This is a genomic window from Aeromonas sp. A04 (assembly GCF_047780465.1).
GTDB classification, from domain to species: domain Bacteria; phylum Pseudomonadota; class Gammaproteobacteria; order Enterobacterales; family Aeromonadaceae; genus Aeromonas; species Aeromonas bestiarum.
This window is the reverse complement of record NZ_JBLNHP010000002.1, coordinates 250,200-272,756: the sequence shown is the minus strand read 5'-3', so window position 1 is coordinate 272,756 and position 22,557 is coordinate 250,200. Positions and strand designations below refer to the sequence as shown.

Sequence of the window (22,557 nt, the reverse complement as noted above, 5' to 3'; positions counted from 1 at the left end):
CCACAGTGTGACGAAGCGCCAATATGGCCAGCAGCATTCCCCTACAATGTCTCTTGCAAACGATTTCACTAAAATAAACGCTAAAAAAGCACCTTCCTTAACCTACAAAATCGTAATTGGAGCGAGACATGTTTCGTAAAAGTTTACTTTCCATCACCCTGAGCGTCGCCCTGTTTGGCCTCACCGCCTGCAACGGCAATGACTCCAGCGCCCCGACTCCGCCCAGTGCGACCCTGGCGAGCCAGTACCAGAACGTGATCGATCGCAGCGGTACCCCGCTCCAGTTCCGAGACTTTGACAGCTACTCCAATCTCAAATACAACCCGCTGCTCGATCTGGGGGCCTGGCACGGCTTCCTGCTGCCCGCCAGCGACAGCGAATGGGGTGGTTTCACCGGCCCCATGGTCATCTCGGAGGAGTACAGCCTCTTCTTCGCCAGCGAGCTGGACCGGCTCAGCCTGAGCGATGAGAGCGGCCGCTCCTATCCGCTCACCGCCGCCAGCAAGCACGAGATCTACGCCATCCCGGGGGCACTCATTCAGCGATTCGAGTTCGCGCCCTTCACCCTGGAGCTGGAACTGCGCTACGGCGATGCCCGCACGGCGCTGATCCGAACCCGACTCATCAACAATCAGGACGCGCCGCTGACCCTCAACCTGACCTGGCAGGGTGAGCTGCTCCAGCAGTGGGATGCCAACAAGACGGTGGCCGAGCAGTACCCGGATTGGACCCGCACCATCAGCCGGAGCGAGCAAGGCATAGAGTTCCAGTTCGGCGAGCTGCGCAGCACCTGGAACATGATGCAGAGCGGCAGCGCCCGCTATCGCATCGACCGCACCCTGCCGAGTCGCACCATCCTGGACGAGAAGGAACTCGGCTACCGGAGCGAGGCCAGCCTCACCTTGGCCGCCAAGGGGAGCGAGGATATCTACACCCTGCAGAGCTACGTTCACAGCAGCGATGACGCCAGCCGCTTCCAGCAGAGCCGCAACGCCCTGCTGGCCAAGCCTGCCAGCTATTTCGACGACTCCATCCGCCGCTGGGAAGGCTATCTCGAGCGCGGCCTATCCAACCAGGGGATCCCGGAAGCCGAGCGACGCATCGCGGTCAAGGCGATGGAGACCCTCAACGGCAACTGGCGCTCACCAGCCGGCGCCATCCTCCACGACGGGGTCACCCCCTCCAACACGGCCCGCTGGTTCGACGGCGTCTGGGCCTGGGACAGCTGGAAGCACGCCTATGCCATGGCCCACTTCAACCCGGAGGTGGCCAAGAACAACGTGCGCGCCATGTATGACTACCAGGTCCAGCCCGATGATCCGGTGCGCCCCCAAGACGCCGGCATGGTGATCGACGCCGTCTTCTACAACAAGCTGTCCGATCGCGGTGGCGACGGTGGCAACTGGAATGAGCGGGACACCAAGCCGCCTCTTTCCGCCTGGGCCATCTGGGAGATCTACGGCGCGACCAAGGACAAGGCCTTCATCGCCGAGATGTATCCGAAGATCCAGGCCTATCACGACTGGTGGTACAGGGCGCGGGACAACAACCGCAACGGCATCATCGAATACGGCGCCACCAAGCACGTCGAGCACAACGACGAATTCGGCAACATCACCTTCAAGGTGCAGTACGCCAGCGGCGTGCCCGCCGGGCTGGATCTGTCGAGCTGTACCGCCGAGGGGGACGGCTGGTACGGCTGCGCCGGCATGGCGCTCTATCAGCAGGTATTGAGCGTCGGCGGCTATGCCGAAATGGATATCGGCGCCCAGCACGGCGCAGGCTGGGAGTCCGGCATGGACAACGCCGCCCGCTTCGGCTTCATCGAGCAAGATCAGCTGCAGCGCTACGCCGACAAGTCTTACGCAGGGGATCTAGCCAAGGCGCGTCAGGACTGGAACGTCGCCTTCTTCGAGAACCACCAGGACGATGGCAGCCTCATCGGCTTCTCCATCGATCAGGAGTCGGTGGAGCTGAACGCCTTCCTCGCCAAGGAGAAGCGCATCCTGGCGGACATGGCCGATCTCCTCGGCAAACCGGACGAAGGGATCCGCTACCGCGAGGGCGCTACCCAGCTCGCCGGTTACATCAATACCTGTTTGTTCGATGAGGCCTCAGGCTTCTATTACGATCGCCAGATCCATCAGGGGGATGTGGCAGACGCCAACGGCTGTGTCGGCAAGCTGTTGACTACCCGCGGCCGTGGCCCGGAAGGCTGGAGCCCGCTCTGGGCCGAGGTGGCGGACAAGGAGAAGGCCGCGCGGGTGCGCGAGGTGATGCTGAGCAGCCAGGAGTTCAACACCAGGGTGCCGCTCGGCACGGCGGCCCTGACCAACCCGGCCTATGACCCCGACATCTACTGGCGCGGCCGGGTCTGGCTGGATCAGTTCTACTTCGGGGTGAAGGGGCTGGAGAACTACGGCTATCGCAGCGATGCCCAGCTGCTGGTCAACAAGCTGTTTGCCAACGCCGAGGGGCTGGCGGGCAGCGGCCCCATCCGCGAGAACTACAACCCGGAGACAGGCGCCATGCAGGGGGCCAGCAACTTCAGCTGGAGCTCGGCCCACCTCTATATGCTCTATCGCAACTTCCTTAAAACAGAAGGCTGATATTCGTACCCCTTGGGAATGACGCAACAAAAAGACCTCCGTGATGGAGGCCTTTTTTATCGGCAGCGCGGGGCTGACGGGAGGGGCTTACTTGACGGTCACCCGGGCAAACTTGCGCTTGCCGACCTGGTAGACGGCGGTACCGGCACCTATGAGTGCCTTGCCATCGTCCAGCTTGTCGCCATCAACCTTGACCGCACCCTGCTTGATCATGCGCAGCGCCTCTGAGGTGGTGGCCACCAGATCGGCATCCTTGAGCAGGTTGGCGATCGGCAGACCTTCGCCTTCCAGTGCCAGCTCGACTTCCGGCATCTCGTCCGGGATGGCGTTCTTGGAGAAGCGCTGGGTGAAATCTTCGTGAGCCGCTTCGGCTGCCGCTTCATCGTGGTAGCGGGTGATGATCTCTTTGGCCAGCCAGATCTTAACATCGCGCGGGTTCAGGGTAGCGGCAGCGATGCCCGCCTTGAAGCCTTCGATGTCGGAAAGCGGGCGAGAGGAGAGCAGCTCGTAGTAGTTCCACATCAGGTCATCTGTGATGGACATGATCTTGCCGAACATCTCGCCCGGGGCGTCGTGCACGCCTATGTAGTTGGCGGCGGACTTGGACATCTTCTTGACGCCGTCCAGACCGACCAAGAGCGGCATCATCAGCACACACTGGGCGGCCATGCCGGCATCTTTTTGCAGCTCGCGGCCCATCAGCAGGTTGAACTTCTGATCGGTACCGCCCAGCTCCACGTCCGCCTTCAGCGCGACCGAGTCATAGCCTTGCAGCAGCGGATAGAGGAATTCGTGAATCGCGATGGATTGGCCGCCGGTGTAGCGCTTCTTGAAGTCGTCGCGCTCCATCATGCGGGCCACTGTCTGCTTGGCCGCCAGCTTGATCATGCCGGTCGCGCCCAACTCGCCCAGCCAGCTGGAGTTGTACTCGATACGGGTCTTGGCGGGATCGAGGATCTTGAACGCCTGCTCGGCATAGGTGAGGGCGTTGTGCTTGATGGCCTCTTCGGAGAGCGGCGGACGGGTGCTGTTCTTGCCGGAGGGATCACCCACCATGGCGGTGAAGTCGCCGATCAGCAGGATGATCTCGTGGCCCAGATCCTGGAAGGTCTTCAGCTTGTTGAGGATCACGGTATGACCCAGGTGAATGTCGGGAGCCGTCGGATCCATCCCCAACTTGATGCGCAGCGGGCGCCCTTCCTTCAACTTGGCGACAAGTTCTTCTTCCACCAGAATTTCTTCCGCTCCGCGCTTGATCTCGGCTAGCGCCACCTCGAGCTGGGACATTTTTTGACTCTCCAATCACGATTCCACAGGGCCAAACATATTACTGGAATGGCGGGCCAATTGGAAAGGCTGTAAAATCCGCCCATTCTGCCCGACTTCGTCAGCTTCGCATGGTTATTTGGAACGCCTTCAACTCTCTCCCCACCTGGCACCGCAAGATGGTGCTGATCCTGAGCATCATGGTGATGATGCTGGCGGCCTGGCCAAGCGAACAGGCGGTCGCCACTCGGGTCGATGACAGCGGCAACGAGCTTGCCGCCGAGCCGCAAGCCGACGAGGACGAGCTGCTGGCCCAGGCCGAGCTGCCCGTCACCCCGCCCAAGCCCAGCTACATCACCAAACAGGTGAAGGTACGCAGCGGCGACAACATGGGGGTCATCTTCCAGCGCCTTGGCCTCAGCACCATGGATCTGCACCTGATCGATCAGCTCGAGGGTACGGATACCCTGCGCCTGCTCAAGCCCGGCCAGGAGCTCACCTTCAAGCTCACCAAAAATGGCGATCTGCACAGCCTCTATTATCCCCACAGCCTGGAACAGGCGCTGAAAGTGAGCCGCAAGGCCGACAGCTTCGTGGCCAGACCGGTCAAGCTGGAACTCGATACCCGCGAGCAGGTGGCCAAAGGGGAGATCCGCTCCAGCTTCTGGGGCGCCGCCGCCGAGGCGGGCATGACAGAGGATCAGATCATGGATCTCGCCGCCATCTTCGGCTGGGACATCGACTTCGCCCAGGACCTGCAACCCGGGGACAGCTTTCAGGTGGTCTATCAGGAGAAGTATCAGGATGACGAGCGGGTGGCCTCCGGCGACATCCTGGCCGCCGAGTTCGTCAACCAGGGCGCCACCTATCGCGCCGTGCTGAACGAAGATGGCAACTACTACACGCCGGAGGGCAAGGCGATGCGCAAGAGCTTCCTGCGCGCGCCGGTCAACTTCAAATACATCAGCTCCAACTTCAATCCGCGCCGCCTGCACCCGGTCACCGGCAAGATCCGCCCCCACAACGGCATCGACTATGTGGCGCCTGTGGGCACCCCCATCATGGCGGCGGGCTCCGGCAGCGTGGTGGCCGCCGGTTACAACCAGTTCAACGGCAACTATGTCTTCATCAAGCACGCCGGCAACTATGTGACCAAGTACCTGCACCTCTCCCAGCGCACCGTCAACAAGGGGCAGCGGGTGAAGCAGGGCCAGACCATAGGCAAGCTGGGCGGTACCGGGCGCGTCACGGGCCCGCACCTGCACTACGAATTCGTGGTGGGCGGCGTGCACAAGAACCCGCGCACCCTCAATCTGCCCCAGGCCGAGACGCTCAGCGGGCGGGAGCTGGCCAACTTCAAACTGCTGGCGATGCCGCAACTGGCCAAACTCGACCAGCTTGACAAACCTGAGCTGCAGCTGGCCCAGAACAAGCGGACCAACGGCGGTAACTGAGCCGCCGTTGCGGGCCAGAGACCTCGACCCACAAGGAGCAGTCATGAGCGAACGCTATATCGGATGGGTGTCGGGCGCCAGAATACGGTACGGGATAGAGGCCGCGCCCTCTCTCAAGTACTTTTCCCGGCCTGCAAGTAAGGAAGCCCCATGACCGAACGCTATATAGGCTTGATGTCGGGCACCAGCATGGACGGTATCGACGCCGTGCTGATCGAAACGGACGGAGATCAGTTGTGGGTCGAGGCGGCCCTTTGCCACACTTGGTCGAGCGACACAGCCCGCGAGCTGCACGCCCTCTGCACCCCGGGGGAGAACGAGATAGATCGTATGGGTGTGGCGGATAACCTGGTGGCGCGGGAATTTGCCGCCGCCACCCACGCCCTGCTGGCCAAGGCCGGCCTCACGCCTGCCGATGTTCGCGCCATCGGCAGCCACGGCCAGACCATACGTCACCGCCCCCAGCTCGGCTTTACCCTGCAGATCGGCAACGCGGCCCTGCTGGCAGCACTGACCGGCATCGATGTGGTGGCCGATTTTCGCACCATGGACATGGCCCTCGGCGGCCAGGGGGCACCGCTGGTGCCCGCCTTCCATCAGGCTTTCTTTGCCCGCCCCGGCGCCCTGCGGGTGGTGCTCAACCTCGGCGGCATCGCCAATATCTCTGTGCTGCCGGGCCAGACCGACGGCGTCTATGGCTTCGATACCGGCCCGGCCAACACCCTGCTCGACGGCTGGTATCGCCGTCATCACTCCAAGGGGGCCGGCTACGATGCCGGTGGCCAGTGGGCGGCCAGCGGCAGGCTTGTCCCTGCACTGCTGGAGCAGTTGTTGGCTCACCCCTACTTTGCCGCCCCCCACCCCAAGAGCACGGGGCGGGAGATGTTCACCCTCGACTGGCTCGATGGCGAGCTGGCCGGCCACGCCCATGCCCCGGCGGATGTGCAGCGCACCCTGCAGGCGCTCACCTGCCACAGCATAGCCCGCCAGCTGCCCGCACTGGATGATGTGCAAAGCCGGCCCGAGCTGTATGTCTGCGGCGGCGGCGCCCATAACGCCCCGCTGCTGGCGGAGCTGGCCAGCCTGCTGCCCGGCTGGCGCATCGCCAACACGGCCGAGCTGGGGATCGCCCCCGACTGGATGGAGGGCGCGGCATTTGCCTGGCTGGCACAGCGCTTTATCCACCGCCAACCCGGCAACCTGCCCGCCGTTACCGGTGCCAGCCGTCTTGCCGTCCTGGGCGCCCTCTATCCCGCCTGATAGACAAGGAGGGCAAGCAGCCCTCCCATACGCCGGCGCCAGCCGCCCGGCCCTCTTGGGCGCCCCCTATCCCGCCTGAGCGGCAACTGGGGTCACCACCTTTACCTATCACTGCCAGCCAGCACCTCTAACGGCGCCATTGAGTGCACAATGGCAGGATCAGACAGGCTCCCCTTGAACGGATGCCGGCATGCCGCTATCGAGGCACCCGGATCCCGCCGGCCACCCCTTTTGGGCTGAAGAGCACCTGCCAGAGCTGGATATTCCGGGCACGAAATGCCCCGGCACAGGCGCCCAGATAATAGGTGAACATCCTGTAGAATTGCTCATCGTAATTTGCCTTCAATTTTTTCCAATTGGCATTGAAACGGGCTAACCAGGCCATCAGCGTTCGATCATAATCCGCCCCGAAGTTATGCCAATCCTCCATGACAAAATGCTTTTCACTGCTCTGTGAAATCTGAAATACCGAGGGCAGGCAACCGTTGGGGAATATATATTTATCGATCCATGGATCCACATCAAGATCGCTTTTATTGGAACCTATGCTGTGCAACAAAAATAATCCATCATCAACCAGACTCTTTGCTACCACATCAAAGTAGGCGGCATAGTTTTTCGGCCCAACGTGCTCAAACATCCCAACCGAGACGATTCGATCAAATTGTTCATCAAGATCGCGATAATCTTGCAAGCGAATATCCACGGGCAAACCGGCACAATTTTTCTGCGCCAGTGCCTGCTGCTCCGCCGATATGGTCAGCCCGACGACAGAAACACCATAATGTTCTGCGGCAAAACGGGCTAATCCTCCCCAGCCACAGCCAATATCCAGCAGCCGCATATTTTTCTGCAGTTGCAGCTTCTCGCATATCAGATGCAACTTGTCGCTCTGCGCCTGCTCCAACCCGCTGGCATTAGCCCAGTAGCCACAGGAGTACTGCATGTAGGGATCCAACATAAGCTCGAACAGATCGTTACCCAGATCGTAGTGCTCCCTGCCTACCTGCCACGCCCGCTTACGGCTCTGCTTGTTGATGAGACGGCTCGACAGCACATAGAGAATATCGGCAAAGTGGCGCGGCATGCGCTCCTCCACCCCGGTGGCAAGCAAGCGACTGAACAATATGTCGAGGCGTGGGCACTCCCACCACCCATCCATATAACTCTCGCCCAATCCTAGTGATCCCTCTTTAATGACTCGCTGAAAGAAGAGGGGATTATGTACATGAATATCATAGGGATGGGGACCATTAATCGTGATCCCAGAATATAAGAGCAGCTCTTCTACAATCTTATAATAATGGTTTTTAGGCACATTCAGATTCAACACTTTTGTTGCCATTACAACATTCCTGTTTTTTATTTTATGCGACTAACCATGACATTAAGACAGTCGCAACGAGTGGGCTTGGTAAAAAGTTGAAAAATGCAGATATTCTCGATGCAGAGATAATTAAAAAACATCTGGCATATCATTCATCCAAGCTTATGAAGTCAATTCATGCACATCCCGGCCTGGTAGGGATATATAACGAAGAGGCGAGGCGTCAAACAACAGGGTGTTATTATTCTGGCTCGGACAAACCGGCAGCACAGCCTCATCGGTCAGGCTCAGGCCACCTCTCTTGCCTCGTCGGCAGCCCGCAGCAGGCTCTGGCGACCGAGCCAGTAACCCTGCAGATACCCGGACTCCAGCTTGGAGAGATCCTGAGTAAAGCGGGAGACCCGAAAATCGGCCGGCGGCGCTATCACCTCGATCTCGCAATCGGCGGGAGGATTGGCGATGAAGTCGAGGGCACTGTTGTAGGAACGATCCCGCTCCAGCAGGGCCTGTACCAGTGCCGGCTGGGTTTTCAGCAGCGCTTTCAACATCCAGCAGAAGCGGGGGGGCTTCTTGCGATAGCCATGGGGTTCAGATAACACCACCGTCATCCGGCGCACACCACGGCGATAGGCTTCTATCACAGGTATGGAGTCGCTGATCCCACCATCGGCCATGGGGCGGCCATCGACGCAAGGGGTATCGTGCTGCACCACCGGCAGGGCACAGGTCGCGGTGAGCACCTCGTCCATGTTATCGGGCCGAACCTGCAGGTAGACGGCGGCGCCTGTCGTCACATCGGTCGCAACCGCATAGAAGGGGATCTGGTGGGCGCAGAAGGTCTCGAGATCCAGCGGAAAACGATGACGACTGGTCCGCCACAGCCAGCCAATATCCACCAAGTCTCCCCCTTTTACGAAGCGCATGGGATCGAGAAAATCGCTGCTACAGGCCAGCTCGGTGATGATGTGATGGCTGCGGCGCGGCTGTTCGCTCAGGTAGGAGACCAGATTGGTCGCACCGGCCGACACCCCGATGATCAGATCGAAGGGGTAGTAACGGCTTTCAACAAAGGCATCGAGCACACCGCTGGCAAAGATGCCGCGCATCGCACCTCCCTCGACAATCAGGGCGGTAGAATGAGAACTTAACATGACAAGGCTCCGTCAGCTGTAATAGGCGCAGGAAATCATCCTGCCCAGCGATGGACGCCTTCATGCAGAACACCAAGACGCCGCAGCAAGACGGATCAGGCAAGCATTCTGCGAGGCGGGGGCCAGGCAGGTGCCAACCTGAGACCGTGAAGCGGCTCCCAGTATATGCAGAGCCATAACCTTCAAAAAATGAATTTAAATAATAAAAAACATGCCATTTTGGAATGTTTCGTTTCACCACAGCCTGGCTGACGAAATGCATCCGCCTGCAGTGGCCCGCCGGGATCAGGGCAGACCCGGTCAGGAGGTCTCTTTGGGGGGCTCTATGGTAGTCCCTGACAGCCAACATCGCCCGACAACGGCTTGTCTAGCTCAAACAACCGCCGCTGATGAGCTTGGCAAACCGGGAGAGCAACCGCTGCTCAAGAACTTGTTGTAGTTCGACCAGTTGACGACAGGGTGACTGGATTTCCCCATGATGAGGCTAAGAGACTGACACCACAGGCTGCAAGACTTCGTCCTGCCCCCCCTACCTCTGGCGGCGAGACGGCTCTCATATCATCCAGGTGACTCTGCAAGAATGCGGCGATGGCCTGGCCGGCGAGGGGCGTTGTCAGCCCCCATTGATACGCGGTCGATGGCGGCAGATCCCGTCCTCAAGGTGGCACGCCCAGAGACTGGCAGCCGATCTCTTGCCCCGTGCCTTATCAACGAGACCGAGCCGGAAAATATATGCCTGACCCAATGAGCAATATCGCGCCCCGGCGCCGCCCTGATACGCCCCCATGCAGAATGACTGAATCATATTTCAGGGGCATCTTATTGGCGGCAAACTGGTCGTCGGCTAGCATATTTCGAGTCGGCTTGATAGCCCCTGAAAGGGTTTTAAAATACATATCTATGCACAATAAAAACTATTAACTGCAGGATGGCGAATATTTTTAACGCCCCATTCACAGTACCGCCCCTCCCCACTGGAGGGAAGAACCCAGTCCATACGGGCTCGCCCGCGATACCAGACCTGTTTGATCCACCCAGGAATGGTATTCACCCTGAATTGAATAGCAAAACAGCTATATTTCCAAGCGTTGAGCCATCTCATAGAAACGCAATCACCGGTTTGCATCCCCTGATTAGCACTCATAGAATCGCCTCGTCTGAAATAATCAACCCCGTCCCTTCCTCTCTTATCCCATTCAGCTAGTGAGTGGATTAAACATAATAACCTTGGATGCACCCGCTGGCGCAGTCGGTATGGCGCACTCGGATGGGACGAACCTGTACCTGAGTTAACAACGAATACTAAAAAGAGGAATATCTATGAGTGGCACCATCATCAAGGCTGCAAGAAATACCACCAATGCCCCCCAGGATCTGGGTCCCTACACCCAGACGGTGGCTTTCTCTCATTACAACAATATTTCTGCCCAGCTGCCGGTCGATCCCAAGACCGGCAAGATGGTGAGTGGCGACGTCAAGGTACAGGCCAGACAGTGCCTGAATAACCTCAAGGCGATCATAGAGAGCATCGGCCACGTCATGGACGATATGGTCAAAGCCACCATCTTCCTGAAAGACATGGCGGATCTGGAAGCGGTCGACGCCGTCTATCGCGAATTCTTCCCGGGCTATCTGCCGACCCGTACCACACTCGCGGTGGCCGCCCTGCCGCTGGATGCCCAGGTGCAGATCGACGCCATCATCTCCAATGGCGAAGGCACCTTCCCGCAGGCGCCCTGCGCCCTGGTGAAGCTGGCCCGCAACAGCGACAAGGCCCCGCACAACCCGCTTTCGACCCATACCGTTGCCTTCTCCCACTACAACAACATAGGCGCGCAACTGCCGGTCGATGCGGCCTCGGGCCAGCTGGTCGCCGGTGGCATCCGCGAACAGGCGGGTCAATGTCTGCGCCACATCAAAACCGTGCTGGAAAGCATCGATGTGCCGTTTGACGACATCGTCAAGGTGAACATCTACCTGACCAGCCTTGCGGATCTGGACGCCGTCAACGAGGTCTACACCACCTTCTTCCCGGACTCCGCCATTGCCCGCGCCGTCGCCTATCTGCCGGCCCGCTCCGTGATCAGCGCAACTGCCCTGCCGCTGGGTGCCCGAGTGCAGATGGATGCGGTCATCTCCCACGGTGACGGCACACCGCCGCAACTGGTAGAAGACAGACACAATCTGGTGATCGCTGCCCGCAATACCGACAAGGCGCCACGCAGCACGCTCCATTGCCAGACAGTCGCCTTCTCCCACTACAACCATCTGACTGCGCAGCTGCCGCTGGATATCACCACAGGCAAGATCCTGACCGGTTGTGTCAAAGAGCAGACCGCCCAGTGCCTGAGCCATATCAAAGCCATCGTCGAGAGCATCGACCACGTGATGGACGATATCGTCAAGGTCAATATCCAGGTCAAAAACATCGCGGATCTGGATGCGATCAACGCCATCTATACCAAATACTTCCCGAGCTATCTGCCGGCCCGTACCGTGATTGGCGTGAGCGAGCTGCCCGCCGGTGCCCTGGTACAGATGGATGCCGTGCTCTCCAATGCGGAAAGCACCCCGCCGCAAGCGTAAGGCTGGCGGTAAATAAGAAAGAGACCGGCTATATGCCGGTCTCTTTTTAGGTAACACGAAAGGATATTATTTTCATAGCATCGTCTTAAAGAACGCAAACGTCAGATTACGCTTCGCTAATCGAACCTACGAGCTAGTCTAATCTATGGATTGCTTCGTCAAAGTTTACAGCATCAATAACTTTCTCTATGATGAAAAACCTCATATCTGCATTCTATTATTAGGTGGCCAATGGCTAATTTAAGAGTTTTCATTAGTTCAACATATTATGACTTAAAACATGTTCGTTCATATGTCGCTAGCTTCATCACAAAAATGGGATACGATGCAACTTTATCAGAAAAAGGTAAAATAGCTTATGACCCCTCACTTTCTTTGGACGAATCTTGCTATCAAGATACTGTTTCATCAAATATTCTAGTTCTAATAGTTGGTGGAAGATATGGTTCCGCAACAAGTGAAACGGACACTAAAAACAATAACAACGAGTTCTATCAACGATATGAAAGTGTAACGAGAAAAGAGTTTGAAACCGCATCAGCACACAACATACCAACATATATTCTGGTTGAAAAAGCTGTTATGCTAGAATATGAAACGTTCAAGAAAAATAGAGGTAATGATACAGTAACATATGCACATGTTGATTCTGTAAATATTTTCAATTTTCTAGATGATATTTTAAGCAAAGGAAGAAACAATCCTTTATTCCAATTTGAACAGCCTCAAGAAATTGAAAGTTGGCTAAAAAATCAATGGTCTGGTTACTTTCGTTCCCTATTAGAGAAAAAACATCAGAATCAACAACTCACCTCTTTGTCAAATCAAGTATCAGAGTTAAGTAGTATTAATAGTTCATTGCAGCGATATTTAGAAAGCATTATTCAACGTGTTGCTGGCGATACTGCTGATGAAATAATTGAGAAAGAGCATCATACGATAGAAAATGAGAAACTAAAGTTTAAATTAATGAGCGATAAGTTGTTTAGCTCATTAGTAGATAAGTACAATGTTTCATATAACGATACTAAGTCCGCTTATGAAAGTCACGACACAATATCCGAAACCATTTTTCATATTGCACGTCTCTCAGATGAATTAGATGTCCAGGTGATTAAGTCATTTTGGCAAAATAACGATGACATAATTAATAGATTAAATACATTAAGAGATATTTTAGGAAAACCACATTTAATTTTAGATTGGGATTCCATATGACAATTCTCAAACATCAATAGTTGCTTAAAATAACTCCAATAAAAACGCCCCCCATCTTGCGATGGAGGGCGTTTTATCGTTCCGGCTATTGGGCCAGGTTGGCCCAATGTTCAGGAATGACAGGGGCTGTTACAGGGACTCTGCGGTCGCAACCACGTTTTCCACGGTAAAGCCGAATTCCTTGAACAGCAGCTCGGCCGGTGCAGACTCACCGAAGGTGGTCATGCCGATGATCTTGCCGCCAAAGCCCACGTACTTGTACCAGTAGTCGGCGATGCCCGCTTCGATGGCCACGCGCTTGGTGACGGAAGACGGCAGGACGGACTCTTTGTATTCGGCAGACTGGGCGTCGAACACATCGGTACAAGGCAGGGAGACCACGCGCACGGCACGGCCCTTGGCAGTCAGCTGCTCAAAGGCGGCCACGGCCAGCTCCACTTCGGAACCTGTGGCGATCAGGATCAGCTCAGGCTTGCCGGCGCAATCCTTCAGCACGTAGCCACCCTTGGCGGTATCGGCCAGTTGCTGGCTGGTACGGTCCATCTGGGCCAGGTTCTGGCGGGAGAAGATCAGGGAAGTCGGACCGTCGGTACGCTCGATGGCGTGCTTCCAGGCGATCGCGGATTCAACCTGGTCACACGGGCGCCAGGTGCTCATGTTCGGGGTCAGACGCAGAGAGGCGATCTGCTCAACCGGCTGGTGAGTCGGGCCATCTTCACCCAGACCGATGGAGTCGTGGGTGTAAACGAAGATGACGCGCTGCTTCATCAGGGCGGCCATGCGCAGGGCGTTGCGGGCGTACTCCATGAACATCATGAAGGTGGCGCCGTAGGGGATGAAACCACCGTGCAGGGCGATACCGTTCATGATGGCGGACATGCCGAACTCGCGTACACCGTAGTGGATGTAGTTGCCGGACGCATCGTCGTTGGTCAGGGACTTGGAGCCGGACCACATGGTCAGGTTGGACGGGGCCAGGTCGGCGGAACCGCCCATGAACTCGGGCAGCAGCTTGCCGAAGGCTTCCAGAGAGTTCTGGGACGCTTTGCGGGTCGCGATCTTGGCCGGGTTGGCTTGCAGGGTTTCGATGATCTTGGCGGAGTCGCTTGCCCAGTTGGCTGGCAGCTCGCCTGCGGTACGACGCTTGAACTCGGCAGCCAGCGCCGGGTGAGCGGCTTCATAGGCGGCAAACTTGGCAGCCCAGTCGGCTTCCAGCTTGGTGCCCTTCTCCTGACCATTCCACTCGGCGGCGATGTCGGACGGGATGACGAAGGGCGCGTGGTCCCACTTCAGGAAGGCACGGGCGGCGGCGATCTCGTCATTGCCGAGCGGTGAGCCGTGGCAATCATGGGAGCCGGACTTGTTCGGTGAACCGTAACCTATGATGGTGCGGCAGCAGATCAGGGTCGGCTTGCCGGTCTCGGCCTTGGCGGCTTCGATGGCGGCATTGATGGCTTCCGGGCTGTGACCGTCAACGGCGGCAATCACGTGCCAGCCGTACGCTTCGAAACGCTTGACGGTGTCGTCGGTGAACCAGCCTTCAACGTGGCCGTCGATGGAGATGCCGTTGTCATCCCAGAATGCAATCAGTTTGCCCAGTTGCAGGGTACCTGCCAGGGAGCAAGCCTCGTGGGAGATACCTTCCATCAGGCAGCCGTCGCCCATGAAGGCGTAGGTGTAGTGGTCAACGATGTCGTGACCCGGCTGGTTGAACTGCTCGGCCATGGCCTTCTCGGCGATCGCCATGCCCACGGCATTGGTGATGCCCTGACCCAGCGGACCCGTGGTGGTTTCCACGCCCGGCGCATAGCCGTACTCGGGGTGACCCGGGGTACGAGAGTGCAGTTGGCGGAAGTTTTTCAGGTCGTCGATGGAGAGGTCATAACCGGAGAGGTGCAGCAGGGAGTACAGCAGCATGGAGCCGTGGCCGTTAGACAGAATGAAACGGTCGCGGTCGGCCCACTTGGGGTTGTTCGGGTTATGCTTGAGGTGGCTGCGCCACAACACTTCGGCGATATCTGCCATTCCCATGGGGGCGCCCGGGTGACCGGAGTTGGCTTTTTGAACGGCATCCATACTCAATGCGCGAATGGCATTGGCAAGCTCTTTACGAGAAGGCATCTGTATCTCCTGCGATTGCTTCATTTGATGGCCAAGATTAAGGCGCGTTATTGTCCCAGCAGGGCGCGTGCGGTGCAAATATTATCTGGGCGAATAAAGTGGCTTTGGGAGCTCAATCGCTTTTCTGGCCGGGGCAAACGATTGAGTTGTAAACGGCTTGCACCCCAAATGGGGTAAAGCACGTATCTTGTTCGGCCGGCGCGCGGCAAAACCAAAATAGTGCTGGCAATCGAGGGGGGCGCTAACTAAAATGGACGTCCAGATGTAGATACCTCTACAATCATCCTATCATCACCCGGTTATTGCTGTGGCGATAACCCCAGACAAGCTGAGAATCCCATCATGGCAAAGCTGTTTACTTCCGAGTCGGTCTCCGAAGGCCATCCCGACAAGATTGCGGACCAGATCTCCGATGCGGTACTGGACGCCATCCTCAAGCAAGATACCAAGGCCCGTGTTGCCTGTGAGACCCTGGTCAAGACCGGAATGGTCATGGTGGCCGGTGAAGTAACCACCTCTGCCTGGGTTGATATCGAAGAGATAGTGCGCAACACAGTGCGTGACATCGGTTACACCCACTCCGACATGGGCTTCGACGCCGACTCCTGCGCCGTGCTGAACGCCATCGGCAAGCAGTCCCCTGACATCAACCAGGGTGTTGACCGCAGCGATCCGCTGGAGCAGGGCGCCGGTGACCAGGGCCTGATGTTCGGCTACGCCACCAACGAAACCGACGTGCTGATGCCCGCCCCCATCACCTATTCTCACCTGCTGGTGAAGCGTCAGGCCGAAGTGCGCAAGAACGGCACCCTGCCGTGGCTGCGTCCGGATGCCAAGAGCCAGCTGACCTTCGCCTACGACGACGCGGGCAAGATCCTGGGTGTGGATGCAGTTGTGCTCTCTACCCAGCACAGCGAGTCCATCAGCCACAAGGATCTGGTGGAAGCGGTGCGAGAAGAGATCATCAAGCCGGTGCTGCCGGCCGAGTGGATCACCAAGGACACCAAATACTTCATCAACCCGACCGGTCGTTTCGTCATCGGCGGCCCCATGGGTGACTGCGGTCTGACCGGTCGCAAGATCATCGTCGACACCTACGGCGGCATGGCCCGTCACGGTGGTGGCGCCTTCTCCGGCAAAGACCCGTCCAAGGTTGACCGCTCCGCCGCCTACGCCGCCCGCTACGTGGCCAAGAACATAGTCGCCGCCGGTCTGGCTGATCGCTGCGAGATCCAGATCTCCTACGCCATCGGCGTGGCCGAGCCGACCTCCATCAGCGTCGAGACCTTCGGTACCGCCAAGGTGGCCGAGGATCTGCTGGTCAAGCTGGTACGCGAGCACTTCGAACTGCGCCCGTACGGCCTGATCCAGATGCTGGATCTGAAACGCCCCATCTACCAGGCTACCGCTGCCTACGGTCACTTCGGTCGCGAAGAGTTCCCGTGGGAGCAGACCGACAAGGCCGAGCTGCTGCGCTCAGCCGCTGGCCTCTAAGCCACTCAGTTGTGATAAAAGGGGAGCCTGGCTCCCCTTTTGCTTGTCTGCCGACCGACGGAAATCCCATGTCTGCCACCCCAGCTCAACTCGAACAACTGCTGCATCAGCGGGTCGAGGCCTGTTTCGTGCAGGCCGAGGCGCGCCTCGGCCGCACCTTTGCCCGCCCGCGCATCCACTGCAACATGCGGGGCCGGGCGGCGGGCTCGGCGCGGCTGCAGACCTGGGAGCTGCGCTTCAACCCGGCCCTCTATCAGGCCAACCAGCAGGCGTTTCTGGACGAGGTGGTGCCCCACGAGGTGGCCCATCTGCTGGTCTATGCGCTCTGGGGCCAAGGGCGCGGCAAGGCACGGGTGCTGCCCCACGGCCAGCAGTGGCAGTCGATGATGCGCGAGCTGTTCGGCCTTGAGCCCAGAACCACCCACAGCTTCGATCTGACTGTGCTGGCCCAGCGCACTGTGCCCTATCGCTGTCACTGCCAGCAGCATCAGCTGTCGGTGCGCCGCCACAACAAGGTGGTGCGCGGCGAGGCCCGCTACCACTGCCGCCGCTGCAAGCAGCCGCTGGAACGGGAACGGCAGGTGCCTGCGCAGTAAGCCAACCCGTGTCGCAACCCTGTGCTAGGGTGCCCCTCTCTTCATCCAACCACTTCATTGCCAAGGATCTTCATGTTTCGTCCCCTGTTTTCGTTCACCCTGGCCCTGTTGGTCAGCCTGCCCCTGCATGCCCAGACCTTTCGCGCCGCCAAGCAGGATCTGAACCGCCTCTATCAGGATCACCCCGTCACCTTCTACTGCGGCTGCAAGATTGAGTATCAGGGCAAGAAAATGAGCCCGGATCTGGCCAGCTGCGGCTATGAACCGCGCAAGCAGGCCAAGCGCGCCAACCGCATCGAGTGGGAACACGTGGTGCCGGCCTGGGAATTCGGCCATCAGCTGCAGTGCTGGCAGCAGGGGGGTCGCAAGAACTGCGGCAAGAGCGACGAGTTCAACCAGATGGAGGGGGACATGCACAACCTCTTCCCCGCCATCGGCGAGGTGAACGGGGATCGCGCCAACTACCGCTTCTCCGACTGGAACGGCACCCCGGATCAGTACGGTCAGTGCCAGATGCTGGTGGATTTCAAGGTGCGTCAGGTACAGCCGCCCAAGGGGCTGGTACGGGGCCAGATCGCCCGCGCCTACCTCTACATGAGCCAGCAGTATGGGCTGCGTCTGGCGGCGCAACAGCGTAAACTGTTCGAAGCTTGGGACAGGCAGTACCCGGCCGATGGCTGGGAGTGCGAACGCAATCGCCGCATCGGCAAGTTGCAGGGCAACACCAATCCCTTCATTGAAAAGCAGTGCCAATAACCCCATTTGACAGGGAGGGATCACACCCCTCCTATAACGAGACGCGTCACTAGTCGAGTGCGCCGTGAACCCGGCCTCGCAGCAAGACATTGACGCGTTTCCAAGCAAGAGACTGACACTTAGCCATGCGCATTCCACGTATCTATGAAGCGGCCGCCCTGCAGGTTGGCCAGACCCTAGCCCTGTCGGAAGACGGCGCTAACCACATAGGCCGGGTGCTGCGCATGCAGCCGGGCCAGCAGCTGGAGCTGTTCAATGGCGACGGCAATCAATATGCCGCCACCATAGCCCTGGTCGGCAAGAAGTCGGTGGAGGTGACCATAGACGGCTGCGAGGCTCAATCTGTGGAGTCCCCCTTCGCCATCCATCTGGGCCAGGTGATCAGCCGGGGTGACAAGATGGACTTCACCATCCAGAAATCCGTCGAGCTGGGCGTCACCTGCATCACCCCGCTCTTCTCCGAGCGCTGCGGCGTCAAGCTGCCGGCGGACAGGCTGGAGAAGAAGCGCGAGCAGTGGCAGAAGGTGGTGATCAGCGCCTGCGAACAGTGCGGCCGCAACCTGGTACCCGAAGTTCGGATGCCCATGGAGCTGGACGCCTGGCTCGCGGAAGAGACCAAAGAGCTCAAGCTCAACCTGCATCCGCGCGCCGAGTACAGCATCAGCACACTGCCGGTGCCGGAGCACGGGGTGCGCCTGCTGATAGGTCCGGAAGGGGGCTTGTCCGGCGACGAGATCGCCCGTACCGTGCAGGAAGGTTTCAAGGAGATGTTGCTGGGTCCGCGGGTGCTGCGCACCGAAACCGCCGCCCTGACCGCAATAACAGCGCTGCAGTGCCGCTTCGGCGATCTGGCCTGAAACGGGTTCTGACAATCTCAAACGCAATCGAGCTACCAGAAGGACATTCGGATGACCATTAAACTCGGCATAGTGATGGACCCCATCTCGGCCATCAATATCAAGAAGGACTCCAGCTTCGCCATGCTCGAAGAGGCGCAAAAGCGCGGCTATGAGCTCTTCTATCTGGAGATGTCGGATCTTTACATGGAGGCGGGCCGCGCCTTTGGCACCATGCGCCCGCTGACGGTCAAATATGACTACGCCGACTGGTTCAGCCTGGGCGAGGTGGTGGATCAGCCCCTCTCCACCCTGGATGTGATCCTGATGCGCAAGGATCCGCCGTTCGACACCGAGTTCATCTATGCCACCTACATGCTGGAGCGGGCCGAGGATGAGGGCTGCCTCATCGTCAACAAGCCGCAGAGCCTGCGCGACGCCAACGAGAAGCTCTACACCGCCTGGTTTGCCGAGCACACCCCGACCACGCTGGTGACCCGTCGCTCTGACAAGCTGCGCGCCTTCCACGCCCAGCACAAGGACGTGATCTTGAAGCCCTTGGACGGCATGGGCGGCGCCTCCATCTTTCGCATGAAGGAAGATGACGCCAACGTGGGGGTCATCATAGAGACGCTGACCGAGCACGGTAGCCAGTACTGCATGGCCCAGACCTATCTGCCCGCCATCAAGGATGGCGACAAGCGGGTGCTGGTGGTGGACGGCGAACCTGTTCCCTACTGCCTGGCCCGCATTCCGGCGAAGGGGGAGACTCGTGGCAACCTGGCGGCCGGTGGCCGTGGCGAGGCGCGCCCCTTGAGCGAAGCTGACTGGGCCATCGCCCGCGCGGTCGGCCCGACCCTCAAGGCCAAGGGCCTCATCTTCGTCGGCCTCGACATCATAGGCGATCGGCTGACCGAGATTAACGTCACCAGCCCGACCTGCATCCGCGAGATCGAGGCCGCCTTCCCGGTACATATCACCGGCATGCTGATGGATGCCATCGAGCGTCGGCTGGCGAAAGCCTGAGTGGCCCGAAGCTAAGCGGCAATAACAACAGAGGCGGCCCAGTGGCCGCCTCTGTTGTTTCTCCCGCCAGAACGCCGGGCACGCCCCTCAGCAACGGAACTGCCCCACCTTCACCTTGAGGTCGCTGGAGAGCTGCTCCAGCTCGTGGCAGCTCTGATTCAGCTCGGAGGCCGCCGCCGTCGACTCGGTGGCAATGTGGGCGATATTGACCACGTTGCGGCTGATGTCCTCCGCCACCTTGCTCTGCTCCTCCGCCGCCGTGGCGATCTGGGTGTTCATCTCGTTGATCACGTTGACCGAGCTCACTATCTCGCCGAGTGCCTGACCGCAGGCCAGCACGGTACGATTGGACTCTTCCACCTGACTCAGTCCCAGCTCCATGCTGGAAGCCGCCTGGGTGGCCCCCTGCTGCAGCTTGACTATGGTCTTGCCAATCTCTTCGGTCGAACGCTGCGTGCGCTGGGCCAGGGTACGCACCTCGTCGGCCACCACCGCAAAACCACGGCCCTGATCGCCGGCCCGCGCCGCCTCGATCGCCGCATTGAGCGCCAGCAGATTGGTCTGCTCGGCAATGCCACGGATGGCATCCATCACGCTGCTGATATTGCGGCTGTCATCCGCCAGCTGGGTGATCATGGCGGCCGTGTTCTGGATCTGGGCGGAGAGACCGGACATGCGCAAGATGGCATCTTCGACTATGTGGTGACCGTGACGGGCGCTCTCGTCAGCATGGTGCGCCGCATCCGCGGCGGCGTTGGAGCTGTTCGCCACCTCGGCCACTGTGGCGCTCATCTGGTTCATGGCGGTCGCTGTCTGATCCGTCTCCGCCTGTTGCTGGGCGAAACGGCCCCGGCTCTGGGTGCCGATATGGGCCAGGTGAGCCGACTCTTTGGCGAGCTGCTCCGCCATGCCGTTGATCTGGGTGATGAGGTCACGAAAATGACAGATCACCTCGTTGAGGGAGTGGGCCAGCCCGCCCATCTCGTCCTTGCGCAGCACGGGCGCCAGCTTGCTCAGGTCGAGATCCGTCTGCATGCCGCGCAAGATCCCGCCCATGGCCGCCAACGGCTGGCTGACGCTGCGCCCCGCCCACACGCCGAAGAACAGGATACAGGCGCCACCCACCACAAACAGCAGGATGAACAGCCGGATCAACTGCACCCTGAGCTCATTGAGCTCGGCCATGTTCTTCTCTGCCTCCTGCAACTGGTATTCCACCAGGGCGCTGACCCCGTCACTGACCGGGTCGATCACCCGATAGAGCGGCATGATATGAGCGGCCAGCTGGCCCTGGTTGTCACCTTGCATGCTTGCCAGTATCTGCATCACGGACTCAATTTCCCGATCCGCCGCCGCGAACAGCGCCTGCATCTTGTCGGCCTCCCGCTGCTCGGCCTGGCTCATCTCCTGACCGCGATACTCTCGCCAGATCCGGTTGATCTCCTGCTGGGCTGCGCTCATGTCCGCGCGCGACTTGGCGGGGTCAAAGCCCCCCACATTGGCCTTGTTGGCGGCGTCTATCACCTTGACCGCGTAGAGATCGGCAATCTGCTTGAGCTCCTTGAGCTGGACGACCTCCCCCTGATACATGGCATTCATGCCCGCCATCAACTGGGACATGGCCTGGGTCGCCCCTATCACCAGCAGCAGGAGCGTCAGCAGGGGAACCACACACCCCAGGATCAACTTCTGTCTGATCGAAATACCTTCCATGGCGTTCTCTCCATCCTGACCATGTCGCTGGACAGGACCGCAAGCGATAAAAAGCGGTTTTGCCCGACACAGTGAGCTGCCATAATTGACCCAAATACCTTTGCAATATTTGGCCCATATGCAAACACTGCAAAATCATTTCCTGCTCGCCATGCCGAGCCTCTCCGATCCCTATTTCGAGCGTTCGCTGGTCTACCTGTGCGAACACAACGAGGAGGGTGCCATGGGGCTGGTGGTCAACATACCGGTGGACATGTCGCTGGACGCCATGCTGACCCAGCTCAAGCTCGCCCCCCCGGCCAGCCCGGACCTCAAGCAGCCCGTGCTGCAAGGGGGGCCGGTACACGCCGATCGCGGTTTCGTGCTGCACAGCTTCCGCCCTGGGTTCAACTCAACCCTGCAGGTGGGGGATGAACTCATGGTCACCACTTCCAAGGATATACTGGAAACCCTGGGCACAGAGCAGGCCCCGGATCACTGGCTGGTGGCGCTCGGCTACGCCGGCTGGAGTGCGGGTCAACTGGAACAGGAGCTGGTGGACGGCGCCTGGCTGGTGATACCGCCCAACCCGGATCTGGTCTTCAAGACCCCGATCCATCAGCGCTGGCAGCAAGCAGCCGCCAGCATAGGGGTCAATCCCATTCATCTATCCAGCGACATCGGCCACAGCTGATGCCGTTTGCCACGCATTTTGCGATGCGTTTTGAGGAAACAATTCAATGTCATCACGCAGTATCATGGGCTTTGACTACGGCACCAAGAGCATAGGGGTCGCCATCGGCCAGGAGCTCACCGGCACGGCCCAGCCCCTGCGCGCCATCAAGGCCAACGACGGCGTCCCCAACTGGGACGATGTCGAGAAGCTGCTCAAGGAGTGGCAGCCGGACCTGCTGGTGGTCGGCCTGCCGCTGAACATGGATGGCACAGAGCAGGAGATCACGGTACGGGCCCGCAAGTTCGGCAACCGTCTGCACGGCCGCTTCGGCAAGCAGGTGGAGTTCAAGGACGAGCGGCTCACCACCACGGATGCCCGCGCCCGCCTGTTTGAACGGGGTGGCTACAAGGCGCTCGACAAGGGCAGCGTGGACGGGGTCTCAGCCCAGCTTATCGTCGAAGCCTGGATGGAAGAGCAGTACGGTTGACC

17 protein-coding genes are annotated in these 22,557 nt (G+C 59.1%); 12 read left to right on the top strand and 5 right to left on the bottom strand.

Annotated elements, in window-relative coordinates; translation table 11 throughout:
- The first annotated feature begins 128 nt into the window (after positions 1-128).
- Entirely contained in the window at positions 129-2,609 is a 2,481-nt protein-coding gene (gene ygjK / locus ACM3N8_RS09055; protein WP_416016003.1) for an alpha-glucosidase, read from the top strand.
- Between the two features lie 87 nt (positions 2,610-2,696).
- Here ygjK and tyrS read toward each other — a convergent pair whose 3' ends face one another.
- On the bottom strand, positions 2,697-3,896 hold the full coding sequence (gene tyrS / locus ACM3N8_RS09050; RefSeq protein WP_098983081.1) for a tyrosine--tRNA ligase: 1,200 nt from the start codon (positions 3,894-3,896) through the stop codon (positions 2,697-2,699).
- A 110-nt stretch (positions 3,897-4,006) separates the two neighbouring features.
- Between tyrS and ACM3N8_RS09045 the strand changes: the two genes are divergently transcribed.
- Together ACM3N8_RS09045 and ACM3N8_RS09040 are read left to right on the top strand one after the other, a co-directional pair.
- Positions 4,007-5,329 carry a peptidoglycan DD-metalloendopeptidase family protein gene (locus ACM3N8_RS09045; protein ID WP_416016002.1) on the top strand — a complete coding sequence of 441 codons (1,323 nt, stop codon included), beginning with the start codon at positions 4,007-4,009 and terminating at the stop codon, positions 5,327-5,329.
- A gap of 150 nt (positions 5,330-5,479) precedes the next feature.
- Positions 5,480-6,589: an anhydro-N-acetylmuramic acid kinase gene (locus ACM3N8_RS09040; RefSeq protein WP_416016001.1), complete on the top strand. Its 1,110-nt coding sequence runs from the start codon at positions 5,480-5,482 to the stop codon at positions 6,587-6,589.
- 196 nt (positions 6,590-6,785) lie between these two features.
- Here ACM3N8_RS09040 and cfa read toward each other — a convergent pair whose 3' ends face one another.
- Positions 6,786-7,934, bottom strand: coding sequence for a cyclopropane fatty acyl phospholipid synthase (cfa, locus tag ACM3N8_RS09035; RefSeq protein WP_416016000.1), 1,149 nt, complete (start codon positions 7,932-7,934; stop codon positions 6,786-6,788).
- A gap of 269 nt (positions 7,935-8,203) precedes the next feature.
- Positions 8,204-9,067: a patatin family protein gene (locus ACM3N8_RS09030; protein ID WP_290065083.1), complete on the bottom strand. Its 864-nt coding sequence runs from the start codon at positions 9,065-9,067 to the stop codon at positions 8,204-8,206.
- 1,320 nt (positions 9,068-10,387) lie between these two features.
- Between ACM3N8_RS09030 and ACM3N8_RS09025 the strand changes: the two genes are divergently transcribed.
- A complete protein-coding gene (locus ACM3N8_RS09025) occupies positions 10,388-11,653 on the top strand; it encodes a RidA family protein (RefSeq protein ID WP_416015999.1) in 1,266 nt (421 codons plus the stop codon).
- 231 nt (positions 11,654-11,884) lie between these two features.
- On the top strand, positions 11,885-12,871 hold the full coding sequence (locus tag ACM3N8_RS09020; RefSeq protein ID WP_416015998.1) for a DUF4062 domain-containing protein: 987 nt from the start codon (positions 11,885-11,887) through the stop codon (positions 12,869-12,871).
- 129 nt (positions 12,872-13,000) lie between these two features.
- Here the strand turns inward: ACM3N8_RS09020 and tkt are convergent, their stop codons facing one another.
- Complete coding sequence (gene tkt / locus ACM3N8_RS09015) at positions 13,001-14,992, bottom strand: transketolase (RefSeq protein ID WP_416015997.1); 1,992 nt, start codon at positions 14,990-14,992, stop codon at positions 13,001-13,003.
- A gap of 342 nt (positions 14,993-15,334) precedes the next feature.
- Here tkt and metK point away from each other — a divergent pair, with 342 nt between their 5' ends.
- From metK to gshB, 5 genes are all read left to right on the top strand, one after another.
- On the top strand, positions 15,335-16,486 hold the full coding sequence (gene metK / locus ACM3N8_RS09010; RefSeq protein ID WP_043135581.1) for a methionine adenosyltransferase: 1,152 nt from the start codon (positions 15,335-15,337) through the stop codon (positions 16,484-16,486).
- Positions 16,487-16,554: 68 nt separating this feature from the next.
- Positions 16,555-17,082 (top strand): SprT family zinc-dependent metalloprotease, encoded by a 528-nt coding sequence (locus tag ACM3N8_RS09005; RefSeq protein ID WP_416015996.1) that lies wholly within the window; start codon positions 16,555-16,557, stop codon positions 17,080-17,082.
- Between the two features lie 72 nt (positions 17,083-17,154).
- Complete coding sequence (locus ACM3N8_RS09000) at positions 17,155-17,838, top strand: endonuclease (protein WP_416015995.1); 684 nt, start codon at positions 17,155-17,157, stop codon at positions 17,836-17,838.
- A 125-nt stretch (positions 17,839-17,963) separates the two neighbouring features.
- Positions 17,964-18,695 carry a 16S rRNA (uracil(1498)-N(3))-methyltransferase gene (rsmE, locus tag ACM3N8_RS08995; protein WP_043135587.1) on the top strand — a complete coding sequence of 244 codons (732 nt, stop codon included), beginning with the start codon at positions 17,964-17,966 and terminating at the stop codon, positions 18,693-18,695.
- A 51-nt stretch (positions 18,696-18,746) separates the two neighbouring features.
- On the top strand, positions 18,747-19,700 hold the full coding sequence (gshB, locus tag ACM3N8_RS08990) for a glutathione synthase (RefSeq protein ID WP_416015994.1): 954 nt from the start codon (positions 18,747-18,749) through the stop codon (positions 19,698-19,700).
- An 87-nt stretch (positions 19,701-19,787) separates the two neighbouring features.
- On the opposite strand, the gene ACM3N8_RS08985 is transcribed toward gshB, so the two are convergent.
- Positions 19,788-21,413 (bottom strand): methyl-accepting chemotaxis protein, encoded by a 1,626-nt coding sequence (locus ACM3N8_RS08985; protein WP_103471026.1) that lies wholly within the window; start codon positions 21,411-21,413, stop codon positions 19,788-19,790.
- A 118-nt stretch (positions 21,414-21,531) separates the two neighbouring features.
- Here ACM3N8_RS08985 and ACM3N8_RS08980 point away from each other — a divergent pair, with 118 nt between their 5' ends.
- Both ACM3N8_RS08980 and ruvX read left to right on the top strand, forming a co-directional pair.
- Positions 21,532-22,086, top strand: a complete 555-nt coding sequence (locus tag ACM3N8_RS08980) for a YqgE/AlgH family protein (protein WP_042037546.1) — start codon at positions 21,532-21,534, stop codon at positions 22,084-22,086.
- A gap of 46 nt (positions 22,087-22,132) precedes the next feature.
- On the top strand, positions 22,133-22,555 hold the full coding sequence (ruvX, locus tag ACM3N8_RS08975) for a Holliday junction resolvase RuvX (protein ID WP_042867427.1): 423 nt from the start codon (positions 22,133-22,135) through the stop codon (positions 22,553-22,555).
- Positions 22,556-22,557: the final 2 nt, after the last annotated feature.